The 11,874-nt window shown below is 54.5% G+C and carries 11 protein-coding genes; 8 read left to right on the top strand and 3 right to left on the bottom strand.

Translation table 11 applies throughout. The features are described 5' to 3' along the window. Positions 1–241: 241 nt before the first annotated feature. Together ACQY36_RS07170 and ACQY36_RS07165 are read left to right on the top strand one after the other, a co-directional pair. Positions 242–733: a hypothetical protein gene (locus ACQY36_RS07170; RefSeq protein WP_428078565.1), complete on the top strand. Its 492-nt coding sequence runs from the start codon at positions 242–244 to the stop codon at positions 731–733. A gap of 107 nt (positions 734–840) precedes the next feature. Then, complete coding sequence (locus ACQY36_RS07165) at positions 841–1,467, top strand: tlde1 domain-containing protein (protein WP_428078563.1); 627 nt, start codon at positions 841–843, stop codon at positions 1,465–1,467. Between the two features lie 65 nt (positions 1,468–1,532). Here ACQY36_RS07165 and ACQY36_RS07160 read toward each other — a convergent pair whose 3' ends face one another. Next, positions 1,533–3,242 (bottom strand): glycoside hydrolase family 3 protein, encoded by a 1,710-nt coding sequence (locus ACQY36_RS07160; RefSeq protein WP_428078561.1) that lies wholly within the window; start codon positions 3,240–3,242, stop codon positions 1,533–1,535. A 65-nt stretch (positions 3,243–3,307) separates the two neighbouring features. Beyond that, complete coding sequence (gene thrS, locus ACQY36_RS07155; RefSeq protein ID WP_428056827.1) at positions 3,308–5,059, bottom strand: threonine--tRNA ligase; 1,752 nt, start codon at positions 5,057–5,059, stop codon at positions 3,308–3,310. 105 nt (positions 5,060–5,164) lie between these two features. Here thrS and ACQY36_RS07150 point away from each other — a divergent pair, with 105 nt between their 5' ends. The 6 genes from ACQY36_RS07150 to ACQY36_RS07125 all read left to right on the top strand — a co-directional run bounded on the left by ACQY36_RS07150 (position 5,165) and on the right by ACQY36_RS07125 (position 11,241). Continuing rightward, entirely contained in the window at positions 5,165–6,904 is a 1,740-nt protein-coding gene (locus tag ACQY36_RS07150) for an LTA synthase family protein (RefSeq protein WP_428078559.1), read from the top strand. A 145-nt stretch (positions 6,905–7,049) separates the two neighbouring features. Then, positions 7,050–7,361 (top strand): preprotein translocase subunit YajC, encoded by a 312-nt coding sequence (gene yajC / locus ACQY36_RS07145; RefSeq protein WP_428056831.1) that lies wholly within the window; start codon positions 7,050–7,052, stop codon positions 7,359–7,361. Then, entirely contained in the window at positions 7,361–8,776 is a 1,416-nt protein-coding gene (gene secD / locus ACQY36_RS07140) for a protein translocase subunit SecD (RefSeq protein WP_428078557.1), read from the top strand. Before yajC ends, secD begins: the two co-directional genes overlap by 1 nt. Next, positions 8,773–9,810, top strand: coding sequence for a protein translocase subunit SecF (gene secF / locus ACQY36_RS07135; RefSeq protein ID WP_428078555.1), 1,038 nt, complete (start codon positions 8,773–8,775; stop codon positions 9,808–9,810). Before secD ends, secF begins: the two co-directional genes overlap by 4 nt. Positions 9,811–9,913: 103 nt before the next feature. After that, positions 9,914–10,549, top strand: a complete 636-nt coding sequence (locus ACQY36_RS07130; protein WP_428056837.1) for a hypothetical protein — start codon at positions 9,914–9,916, stop codon at positions 10,547–10,549. Beyond that, on the top strand, positions 10,549–11,241 hold the full coding sequence (locus tag ACQY36_RS07125; protein WP_428078553.1) for a lysophospholipid acyltransferase family protein: 693 nt from the start codon (positions 10,549–10,551) through the stop codon (positions 11,239–11,241). The genes ACQY36_RS07130 and ACQY36_RS07125 overlap by 1 nt, the downstream gene beginning before the upstream one ends. Before the next feature lie 92 nt (positions 11,242–11,333). On the opposite strand, the gene ACQY36_RS07120 is transcribed toward ACQY36_RS07125, so the two are convergent. Continuing rightward, positions 11,334–11,792, bottom strand: a complete 459-nt coding sequence (locus ACQY36_RS07120) for a type IV pilin protein (RefSeq protein ID WP_428078551.1) — start codon at positions 11,790–11,792, stop codon at positions 11,334–11,336. Positions 11,793–11,874: the final 82 nt, after the last annotated feature.

Below are 11,874 nucleotides of genomic sequence, written 5' to 3'. Positions count from 1 at the left end.
CAACTCGCTTCGCTCAAACAAGTAAAAACATTCTTCCGCCTTGAGGCGTTTTATAAACAGGGCTAAGACCTGCATGAAACAGCAAAACGACTCTTCCTTTCAATGGAACCACACCGTTTAAACAATGTTGCCAAGCAACGTAAAATCCGCACAACCACGGCTTTGCCCGAAATTACTTGACAAAATAGTATTTTTATACTATAATTTGTGAAATTTATAGTTACTTCATTCTGGACAGCCTATGTTTATCCGCGAAAAACTCAAAGCCGCTTTTAAATGGTTGCTCTGGCAATACCCCTCGCTGCTCAACACGGCGCTCATGGCGGGAGTTTTCTATACCTATCTGACAGACATTATTGACCCTTTTTGGCCGTATTATTGGAACCTCCCCACCTATATTGAAGTGGCGCTGGACGGCGTGCGGAGCATTTACCTCTTGGGATTTGCCGTCCACACCGTGGGCAAACCACGTCCGTGGCGCGGTTTTTCAAGCGCCCTTCTCCAATTGATTCTGCTCGGCATTCCGCTGCGCCTGATGGATGAATACTACCATATTTCCGTATTGGGCCGGATGGGCCCCGGCGTGCGCACCCAGGCCATCAACTCCATCCTGCCGGCGGCGGCCTGTATCATCGCGCTGTATAAGATTCATACCGGCAAACGCTTTGCCGTGTGGGAAATCATCCTCTATATTCTGACACTTTGGATTGGGCTTATTTACCTTCCTTTTTAGATGACCCTATAACTACGTTGCAGTCCCTTATCTCATCCCCCGCCGGCGCGCCCGCGCCGCGCTTTCCGCCGTCCCCCTTTGTTATTTCATAAACAAGGAGAATGCTTATGCCTTCCGCATACAACCCCCAAAAAGACGTATTCAACATTATTGACGGGAAGAAACAACCCGTCAAACCCTACGATATGAGCGGGAAAAAGAAACAAGAACCGCATCTGGAATCTCTCCGTTTTGACGGAGAAAGACTGACCGCGTTTGCCGTCAACAAAGAAGGGCGCCGCTTCAGTTTTTCCCTCCCCGCCGATTCGGGTTTCCCTCTGGACGAAAATCACAGCGTCTTTGATTATTCCCCGCAGAGACAACAACAGAAAGACGAAGGCCCCATCCCGGAAGGGACGTATACCGTTAACCCCAAGGAAATCCAACATCCTAACCTTATAGACGAAGCCATCGGCATGGCGGGAGCCTTTGCCAAGAAAAAATTAGGCAGATTCCCCGGAGGAAGCATACCGTGGGGCAACTGCCGCATTCCCATTACCCAAACGGAAGAACAAGCCCAAAAGACGAAACGGGACGGATTCAGCATCCACGGAGGAAAAAGAAGAGGCAGCGCGGGATGTATTGACCTGACGGATAAAGACGAAAAATTCTGTGAGTTTATTGAAAAATACCGGGGCAAAAACCAAACAAGCGTCCCGCTGACGGTGGAATATCCCAAAAACAGAAAAAAATAACTTCCCGGCATTCACAAAACCCCGCCCGAAAGCAACCGGGCGGGGCGTATTTTAAAACGGCACCTTTACTCCAGCCGTACGGGCAGACGGCCCTTGGCGGGCGCATCGCCCAGCAGAATTTGCGCGGCGGTCTGCGCCGTATACACGGTGGGGCCGTAGAGCGCCAGCACCGTCCGCGCCTGCGGATAAAGCGGGATTTCGTACGGATTTAATAAGGATACCAACACCGCAGGAGTACCTTGTTTCCGCGCGCTTTCCAGCAGGGAATTGACCGTTTGCCGCTGCCGCGCGTCCATCGCGCTCGTGCGCGAAGTGCCCACCGCCAGCGCGTCCGCGCCGCTTAAACATTGCCGCGCCAGAAGCGCGTCTTTTTCGCCGGGCGTACGCGGCGCAAACACGGAGCGCACCGTCTTGCCGCGGGCGGAAAGTTCATCCGTAAACGCTTTGAGCTGGAGGCTGAAAATATCGTCCGCAAAAAACACCGCGCAAACGGTTTGTTTGTCCGCGCCCAGCGGGATGAGGCGCTGTTCGTCGCGCACGAGGGTCACGCCCGCCTGAGCCGCGCGGCGGGAAGCGTCGTCAAAGCCCGTATCCTGCACGGCGGCGCGGTCTTCAAACAGCCCCAGGCGTTCTTTTAAATCCAGCACTTTTTGGGCGGACTCCAAAATAAATTCGCCGGACACTTCCGGCCGGGCCGACGCCAGCGTGCCTTCCACATAATCGGCGGCGCGCTTGGGATAGGTGCGCGCGGTTTTTACGTCGCGCACGTCCCCGCTTAAAAGCAGGATGTTATTGCCCGCGCCGTATGCGCGGCGTACGATTTCTTCCACCGTAACGCCCTTTACGGCCCCCATATCCAGCCCGTCGGTGGCGATCAGGCCTTTAAAGCCCATTTTCCGGCGCAGCAGCCGCTGCATAATCTCCGTGGAAAACATGGCGGAATTGTCTTTATCCAGCGCGGGATACACCACATGCGCGCTCATCACGCCCGTTACGCCGGCGTCCACCGCCGGCTGAAAAGCCGAAATATGCGCGCTCCACAATTTATCCGCCGGCAAGTCCGTTACCGGCTGGGTGTAGTGGGAATCCACGGACGTATCCCCGTGCCCCGGGAAATGTTTGACAAACGCCGGCACGCCGTTATTTTCCAGCGCGCGCACGGCCGCGGCGGAAAACCGCCCGACGCGGGCGGCGTCATCCCCAAACGAACGGGTTTGAATGATGGGATTAAGCGGGTTGGAATTGACGTCCGTTACCGGGCCCAGCGCGGTGTTGGCCCCGGCCAGCAGGATTTCGCGCGCCTGGGCGGCGTATGCGTCCGCCACGATTTTTTCGTCGCCGGAGGCGGCCAGCAGCATATTGGAGGGCATTTGCTTCAGCCCCAGGTACATGGGCGAAGTTACCGTTCCCCCCTCGTAGTCAATTGCCAGCAAAAGCGGGATTTGATGCGGGCTTTTGGCGGCCCATTTGTTTAAATCGCGTATGGTTTTTAACAGTTTTTTACGCTGTTTGGCCACAAAACGCGCCTGGTTTTTGGCCGTAATTTCAGGGTGCGTAACCAGGCCCTCGTTGGCTTTAATAAAAAAACCAGTTACTTCGCCGTTTAATACGGCTTGTTTAAACGCCTTTTGCTGCCCGATGACGACGCGCGGCATAATGGTCTGCCCGACCCGTTCGCGCAGCGAAAGAGAATCCGCCCCCGGGGCCGGAGCGGCCCGGAGCGCGGCGGCGGCCAACAGACACGCCGCCAGCACGGTAAGTTTATGAGTTGGCATACACTCATTGTATAGAAAAAACGCCCCGCCGTAAAGCGGAGCGTTTTTTCTAAAAGTCCGGCGGACTATTTTAACAGATTGGCCAGGCTGAAAGACGCGGCTTCTTCTTTCATTTTGGCAATCACTTCGTCCACGGGCAGGGCGGCCGTATTTTCGCCGTTTTTCAGGCGGACGGTCAGCTTGCCCTCGGCGGCTTCCTTCGCGCCGATGATGGCCGTGTACGGGATGCGCTGCATATGCGCCTCGCGGATTTTTAAGCCCAGTTTTTCCGGTCTTACGTCCAGCTCGGGGCGCAGGCCCGCTTCGCGCATTTTTAAGAACACTTCTTTGGCGAAGGGAATCTGGTCGTCGGTCAGCGTCAGGAGTTTAATCTGCACCGGGGCCAGCCACAGCGGGAACCAGCCCGCAAAGTGCTCAATAATCACGCCCGTAAAGCGTTCAATGCTGCCGAACATCGCGCGGTGCACCATAATCGGGCGCTGGCGGCCTTCGGAAGACACGTATTCCAGGTCAAAGCGCTGGGGCAGGTTGAAGTCAAACTGGATGGTGGACAGCTGCCACAGGCGGCCGATGGCGTCCATCACCTTAATATCAATTTTCGGCCCGTAGAAAGCGGCTTCGCCGGCGTGCGTGGTGTAGGGAATGTTGTTGGCTTCCAGCACGTGCTTTAAGGCGTTTTCGGCGCGGTCCCAGTCTTTTACGTCGCCGGTGAAATGTTCCGGGTGTTCCGGGTCGCGCGTGGAAAGCTCCACGGAGTATTTTTCAAAGCCGAACGTTTTGAAAATATGCATCGCAAATTCAAAACACTGTTTGACTTCGTCCTCCACCTGCTCGGGCGTGCAGAAAATGTGCGCGTCGTCCTGCGTAAAGCCGCGCACGCGCAAGAGGCCGTGCAGCGCGCCGGAGCGTTCGTAGCGGTACACCGTGCCGAGCTCGGAAAGGCGGAGGGGCAGGTCGCGGTAGCTTCTTAAATGGGTTTTATAAATTTCCACGTGGAAGGGGCAGTTCATCGGCTTAATCTGGTACTTTTCGCCGTCCACTTCCATGGGGTGGAACATACTGTCCGAATAAAAGCCCGCGTGGCCGCTGACTTCAAACAAATGCAGGCGCGCGATGTGGGGGCTGACCACCAGGTCGTAGCCGCGCTTTAAATTCTGGTCTTTAATCCAGTCCTCCAGAATTTTGCGCAACATACCGCCTTTGGGGTGCATGAGAATCAGGCCGGGGCCGACATTGTCGTTAATGCTGAACAGGTCCAATTCCGGGCCCAGTTTGCGGTGGTCGCGCTTGGCGGCTTCTTCCTGCTGTTTGATATAGGCGTTGAGTTCGTCCTTCGTGTCAAAGCACAGGCCGTAAATGCGCTGGAGCATGGGGCGTTTTTCGTCCCCGCGCCAGTACGCGCCGGCGATGGCGGTCAGTTTAAAACTGTTAATTTTGCCCGTGTGTTCCACGTGCGGGCCGCGGCAGAGGTCGGCATAGTCACCGTTGGTGTAGACGGTAATCGTACCGTCTTCCAGCTCTTCAATCAGTTCAAGCTTGTACGTTTCGCCGCGTTTTTCAAAAAATTCTTTGGCTTCGGCTTTGCTCATCTCCTTACGTTCAAAGGGCTGGCGGGCCTTGATGATTTCTTTCATCTTGGTCTCAATCAGCTTTAAATCTTCGGGAGTGAATTGTTTGGGGCAGTCAAAATCGTAATAGAAGCCGTTTTCAATAGCCGGGCCGATACCGAGTTTCGTACCGGGGAACAACTGCTGCACCGCCTGCGCCATCACGTGCGCGCACGAGTGGCGCTTTGTTTCTAAGTCCTTGTTTTCCATTTTGGTTTGCGCTATGATCCTGCCGGCCACAACGACCGGGCCAGGAGTCAAAGGTCCTTAATTAAGATATAATATTATATCAAATTGACAGGAAACGGAATTTAAATGACTTTCTTAAAAAAATACCTTTTATCCCCCTTTAAAAATGATTGGAAACTGCTCCTGGTTTTGTCCGTCCCCGCGCTTCTTTTGTGCGCGTTCGGCCTCAGCCAGCTCGGGCGGCTGACGCCCGTCAACTTTTTGGCCGCCGAAAGCGTAAAATTAGTATGTGAATTTCTGTTTTTGGGGGCGCTGCTGGCGCTGTTAAATTTGCTGGGCCTTAAAAACAAATGGCTGCTGGCGCTGGCGGCCTTTGTCTATTACCTGACGATGACCGCGGACCTGATTTTGCTGTGGTACTTTAAGGAACGCTTCGGCGCCAAATACTTAAGCACCATGGAAGGCGGCGATTACGACTTTCTGACCGACTGGCGCGTTTTATCCTACTTTACCCTGCTGGCGCTTTTCTGCGTGTTTGCCGTGCGCCGCTATTTCCGCGCCGCCCCGCGCAAAACCGCGCTTCACCGCCTGCTGGTCTGCCTGCTGGGCCTGGGCCTTTTATACATGGCAAATCCGCTGCGCCTCCTGCCCCGGCCGGATAATTTTTACACTTCCTATTTAATCCCCCCGTCCGCGGTATATACGGCCAACGCCGTACTGGCCAAACGCCCCCAGCCCGCCTTTACCCAACAACCGGACGCGGAACTGGAACGGCTGGCTAAAAAATACAATGTGTTTTCCGCCGCCAACACGGGAGTCGGCAAAAAGTATACGCGCGTGATTTTGATTGCTTCCGAGTCCCTTTCCAATAAATACCTGCACCGCTTTAATCCCCAAATTCCGGCCAAAGCCAGCGAAACGATGGACGCGCTGTTTGACAAATATCCGGCGGCCTCGCTGCGCCACGTAACGCTTTCCACGCTTTACGGCTTGTCCGTGATTTTTTCTTCCCATCCCTACGCCCAGCTGTCGTTTGAAAACGCTTACCCGCTGTCCTTTGTCAAAGAGCTTAAAAACAACGGCTTCAAAACGGCGTTTCTGCGCGGCGCGAATGAAACGTATATGGATGAAAACATCCTGTTCAAGCAGGCGGGGTTTGACGAAGTCATCGGCGCGACGTATTTTGAAACCCACCCCGAATATAAGGAATATATTGACTGGTGGGGTATGACGGACCGCAAGCTGTTTGAATACGCGGCCGAATATCTCCGGGAACACCGGGGCGAACCGCTGTTTATGACGCTTTTAACCGTGGACTCGCACGTGCCCCTGGGCCGCCTGGATTACCTGGGCCAGGAATACGAAGAAATTGATGCGGAATTTTACAATCTCCCCACTCTTCCGCGCGCGTTTGCGCGCTTCGGGCAGGATTTAAAGCGGTTTTTGCAGGAGCTGGACAAGCAGGGCCTGTTTGACGAAAACACCCTCGTGCTGGTAACGGCGGATCACCCGTCCTATTCCAACACGCCGACAAACAAACTCTTTAACCCCTACCGCGCGGAGTACGACAACCTGCCTTTTATCATCATCACCCGCACGCCCATTGAAAAACCGCTGGCGGACAATCCGCTTATTTCCCAGCTGGATATCGCCCCGACGGTGATGGACCTGTTAAACCTGCCCCAGCCGCGCGGGTTTTTCGGCCACAGCCTGTTTGACCGGGACGCGAAAAGAAGCGTGTTTGACATTAAGGAAGATTATGCCGTCGTTACCACGGACGAAGAAACGCGCGTACTGCCGCTTAACTCCCAGGACCCGCAGGACAAAGAACTCATCCGGCTGATGACGGTTTTCCCCGCCCGGTAGCCTTTCCCGCTTCATCCGCCCCCGCGTTTTAAACGGACGCGGGGGTTTTGTTTTCCGGCGCACGCCGGGGTCGCCGTCCGAAACGACGGGAAATATGCTAAAATAACAGATGTATATTTACACTCTTAATCGGAGGATTTAACCTATGGAAACGACAGCCCAAGGAGGAGGAATGTTCTTCTGGCTGCTTTTGCTTGCGTTCGGGTTTGTGGTGATTTTCCTGCCCGCCCGCTCCCAGAAAAAACGCGAACAGGAGCTGCTGACGAAAGTCAACGCCTTGCAGAAAGGCGACCAGGTGATTATTCCCGGCGGAATCATCGGCACCGTGGCCGGTTTCAAAGACAACGCGATTGAAGTCAAAATCGCCGAAAGCGTGAAACTGACCGTGCTCAAAACCGCCATCGTTGGATTTGTAAACGCCCAAGAGGCCGCTGCCCAACAAGGAGGCGCCAAGTAATGTCTAACAAGTTAGCCGTAAAATGGGGACTCATCATCGCCATTTTGCTGGGGTCCGTCTATTTAATCTACCCCAACTATAAGTGGTATTCCAAACCGCTGGCCGAGCGCGAAAAGCTTGATACCCTCGGCGAACGTCCCAAAAGAATGCTCAACCTGGGCCTTGACCTTAGAGGCGGTTCCAGCCTGCTTTTGGAGCTGGACGTTTCCAAACTCAGCGCCAAAGAGCCTTTGAACGAAGCCATGGCCCGCGCGGTGGAAATTATCCGCAACCGCATTGACCAGTACGGCCTCGCCGAAACCCAAATCACCCGCCAGGGCGACAAGTGGATTATGGTGCAGCTGCCCGGCGTGTCCAACCCGCAGCGCGCGGAAGAGCTGATCGGCAAAACCGCCATGCTGGAATTTCGCATCGTAAAAAACGATACGTCCGCCGCGCAAAAAGCCATTGAAAAACTGGAAATGACCGACAAGCCTTTTGACGACAACGGCAATTTAGTGCCCGAAATCGCCAAAATGGTGCCCGCCGGCTACCAGATTATGCGCAATAAAGACGGCGGCTACAGCGTCGTTACCGATACCGCCGCCGTTACCGGCGCGGACCTGGAAAACGCCCGCGTCGTGATGATGGGCGAAAACGGCTACCCCGAAGTCTCCTTCAGCTTTAACGCCGAAGGCAGCAAAAAATTCGGCCAGCTGACGGGCGCCAACATCGGCAAACAGCTCGCCATCGTGCTGGATAACACCATCCAGTCCGCCCCCGTCGTGCAGGCGCGCATCACAAAAGACGGCCGCATCTCCGGCACCTTTACGCCCGAAGAAGCCCGCTCGCTTTCCATTGTGCTCAAAGCCGGCGCGCTCCCCGCTCCCGTAAAAGTGATTGAAAAGAAAACCATCGGCCCCACCCTGGGCGAAGACTCCATCAAATCGGGTCTTTCGGCCTCGTTCTACGCCTTGGTGGTCATCCTGCTGTTTATGCTGGTGTATTACAAAGCCGCCGGCTTCATCGCCGACTGCGCCCTGCTCTTAAACTTCCTCTTCACCGTAGCCATTATGAGCTATTTCTCGGCTACGCTTACGCTGCCCGGTATTGCGGGTATGATTCTGTCGCTCGCGATGGCCATTGACGCCAACGTGCTGATTATTGAGCGTATGCGCGAAGAGAAACTGCTGGGCAAACCCGTGTATGAAATCATCAGCCTGGGTTACGACAAAGCCTGGTCCGCCATTTTTGACTCCAACATCACCACCATTATCGTGGGTGCGTGCTTGCTGCAGTTTGGTACGGGCCCGGTTAAAGGCTTTGCCGTTACGCTTATTATCGGCTTAACGGTCAGCTTGTTCACCGCCGTATTCGTCACGCGCGCCATCTATGAGCTGGTCCTCACCTCTAACACCAAGGAGATCAGCTTATGATGCACTTACTTCCCAAAACAAACATTGATTTCCTTAAATACAGAAAAGCCTATTACACGCTGTTTGCTCTACTGCTTATCGGCGGCGTAATCTGCTTTTTTACTAAGGGATTTAATATGGGCATTGACTTTACCGGCGGTACGTCCGTACAGGTAAAATTCAACGCCCCCGTTGAAATGGCCGACGTACGCGCGGCGCTTTCCGCCACCGGAGCCAATTCGGACCTGCAGTCCTACGGCGACGGCTCCTTCTCCATCAGCGAAAAAAGCACCGCCGACGAAGTGGGCGTGGTGCAAAAACGCATTGAGCAGGCGCTTGATACGATGGGCACCCCCTACACCGTCCTGCAGACCAACTCCGTGGGGCCGGCCGTCGGCGAAAATATGACGGAAAGAGCCCTGTGGTCTATTCTGCTGTCGTTGGTGTTTATCATCATTTACGTGGCGTTTCGCTTCAGCAACATTTTGTGGGGCGTGTCGGGCGTAATCGCCCTGTTCCACGATTTGTTTGCGATGGCGGTGGCGTTTTCCATCACGCAGCGCGAAATTGACCTGGTGGTCGTAGCGGCTTTCCTGACGGTGGCCGGCTTCTCCATTAACGACACCATCGTTATTTTTGACCGCATGCGCGAAAACATCCGCCTGCATCCCAAAATGAGCTTCGGCGAGCTGATCAACCTCTCCATCAACGAAACCCTCTCCCGCACGATTATCACCACACTAACGGTGCTTTTCGCGCTGGTGGTGCTGTATGTTTTCGGCGGAGAAGTCATCAATTCGTTTGCGTTTGCCATGCTCATCGGCTGTCTGTCCGGCGTGTACAGCACGATTGCGCTGACGACGCCGCTGGTCTACACGTGGAGCCGCGGCCAGCTGAGCGACGGAAGCAACCCCGCCAAGGGCGTTAAATCCGCCGCCAAACCGGCCGCCAAGCTGCCCGCGGAAGTCCGGCGCGAAGAAGCCGCGGCGGAAGGTTACGCGCCCCAGAAAAAGACCGTAACCAAAATCAAACGCACGCGCAGAAGCAAAAAATAAGTTTTACCGAAAGCGGAGCCTCCCCCGAGGAGGCTCCGCCAGACGTTTTACACGGCCGCCCGCACCGGACGCCCCTGCAAACCGTTTGAAAGGAACAACACCCATGCGAAAAATCAAACGCTTTAAAATTCCTTCCCGCCAGCGCGAAATTCTGCGCAAACTCCTGCGCGAACTGCCGCTTTTGCGCCGCGCCGGGTTTGCAAGCGAGGCCGAAGTAACGGCGTTTATTTTAGCTATTTTTAAACTGCTGGACCCGGGCGTCGTGTACGAATTTAACCAAGACGCCCACTGGGAGCTGGACGCAGAGAGCATCATTCATAAAGAAATGTTCAGCGCCTGCGCCGTTACGCTGGGAGGGCAGATTGAACCCTTTTTGCAAACCCTTACCAACGAGGACCGCAAAACGGCGGCCATGATTGTGCTGTTGGAATTTTTAAGAAGCGCCGTTACCTTTGTGGCGGACCTGGTAAAAGAGCAGGCCCAAAAAGAAGAATTTGACACGCTGGATTTGCAGTTTGTGTATCTTCCGCCCTTCGGCGCGGCCGTGGCCCCCAAGCTGCTGCGCGAGGCCGTGCGGCTGGAAAATACCCTGGCCCTTAAAGCGCTGCCGGTAATTCTGGATAAACTCAGCGCGGATAAAATTGACCTTTCCCTGCCGGAAAGCGGCCTGTTATCCCCCCGCCTTACCGCGGTGTTTTTGGTTCCGTGGCAGAAAGCCCGGAAAAAAGGAAAAAAATAATGTTTAAACCTACGTCGCTTGAAAAGAAAAAAGTCTCCTGGAAGCACGTCCTCGGCTCCACCCTGGCCTATTGGTATACGGTATTTTTGGGCTGGACCACCCGCATCTACTGGTTTAAAACGCTGGAAGCGCTGGAATTTGAAAAAGAAGGAAAAAATTATATTTTCGCCGTCTGGCACAACCAACAGCTGTTTTTGCTCTATCCCTACCGCGGGCAGAAAATCTGCGCGCTTATCAGTTTAAGCGACGACGGGGAATACATCGCCCGCTGTCTGCCCAAATTCGGTATGAAAGCCGTGCGCGGCAGCACTACGCGCGGCGGCGTGCGCGCCTTAATCAAGCTTAAAAACATCGCCGAAGCCGGCTATCACCCCATGCTTACGCCCGACGGGCCGCGCGGACCGATTTACAAAGTGCAGCACGGGATTTTATTTCTGGCCCTTAAAACCGGCCTGCCGATTATTCCCGTAGGCACGGCGCTCAGCCACAAAATCAAGGTGGGGTCGTGGGATAAAATGCGCGTGCCGCTGCCGTTTGGCAAAACGGCGCTGACGTACGGCAAAGCCATTTACGTCCGCTCGGACGCCGAGATGGACGCCGCCGCCAAAGAGCTGGAAAAACAGCTCAACTGGGCCACCGACCAATCGGAACTCTTCATCAACAAACGGCATTTTGATTCCACGCGCGCCTAACCGCTTTTATATTGCAAAACCCCGGGAGATATTCCCGGGGTTTTTTTCTGCGGCACCAAAAAGGCGGCCTGCCAACGGCCGAAACGGTACAATTAAAAAATACGGTATGCATTACTGCAGTGCGAGGCGGAGACTTTTTCCCGCCCGATGACGGCGCACCATTTGGCGTCGCCGCAGCAATAAATCATATCCGGCGTATCGGTGGAGGCGAGGCCCGCGCGGTGTACGCCGCTGCCGGCCACGTAATAGCCTTTCTGGTTATTGTAATAGGCGTAGCGGCCCGAGGCCAGGGAACCGCCGTCCAGTGCAAAATCGCGCAGGACCGCGTCCACTTTTACGTCTAAATCCTCCAGAGAAGAGGCGTAAGAACCGTTGGCCATATAAAAAACTTCCTGCGCGTCTTTGATGGCTTTTACGGCGGCCACCGCTTCCATCGCGCGCGCTTTTTGTACGGCTTTTTCGTACTGCGGCAGCGCGACCGCCGATAAAATACCTATAATTAAAACGACCACCAACAGCTCTATAAGCGTAAATCCGAGGCTTTTCTGCACGGGATATATCCCCCCATTTATACAAGGTAATAATCCCAATTTATCAAAAAAAAAAACAATACAAGCCTTTTATATCTTTCTT

The organism is Candidatus Avelusimicrobium alvi (assembly GCF_958451995.1).
GTDB classification, from domain to species: domain Bacteria; phylum Elusimicrobiota; class Elusimicrobia; order Elusimicrobiales; family Elusimicrobiaceae; genus Avelusimicrobium; species Avelusimicrobium alvi.
Note: the sequence above shows the minus strand (reverse complement) of the source record. Positions and strands in the feature narration are given on the sequence as shown.

Excerpts from the sequence above, each read along its gene's own strand:
- ACQY36_RS07170 (WP_428078565.1), top strand. The coding sequence starts at position 242 with ATGTTTATCCGCGAAAAACTCAAAGCCGCTTTTAAATGGTTGCTCTGG.
- ACQY36_RS07165 (WP_428078563.1), top strand. The coding sequence starts at position 841 with ATGCCTTCCGCATACAACCCCCAAAAAGACGTATTCAACATTATTGAC.
- ACQY36_RS07160 (WP_428078561.1), bottom strand. The coding sequence starts at position 3,242 with ATGCCAACTCATAAACTTACCGTGCTGGCGGCGTGTCTGTTGGCCGCC.
- thrS (WP_428056827.1), bottom strand. The coding sequence starts at position 5,059 with ATGGAAAACAAGGACTTAGAAACAAAGCGCCACTCGTGCGCGCACGTG.
- ACQY36_RS07150 (WP_428078559.1), top strand. The coding sequence starts at position 5,165 with ATGACTTTCTTAAAAAAATACCTTTTATCCCCCTTTAAAAATGATTGG.
- yajC (WP_428056831.1), top strand. The coding sequence starts at position 7,050 with ATGGAAACGACAGCCCAAGGAGGAGGAATGTTCTTCTGGCTGCTTTTG.
- secD (WP_428078557.1), top strand. The coding sequence starts at position 7,361 with ATGTCTAACAAGTTAGCCGTAAAATGGGGACTCATCATCGCCATTTTG.
- secF (WP_428078555.1), top strand. The coding sequence starts at position 8,773 with ATGATGCACTTACTTCCCAAAACAAACATTGATTTCCTTAAATACAGA.
- ACQY36_RS07130 (WP_428056837.1), top strand. The coding sequence starts at position 9,914 with ATGCGAAAAATCAAACGCTTTAAAATTCCTTCCCGCCAGCGCGAAATT.
- ACQY36_RS07125 (WP_428078553.1), top strand. The coding sequence starts at position 10,549 with ATGTTTAAACCTACGTCGCTTGAAAAGAAAAAAGTCTCCTGGAAGCAC.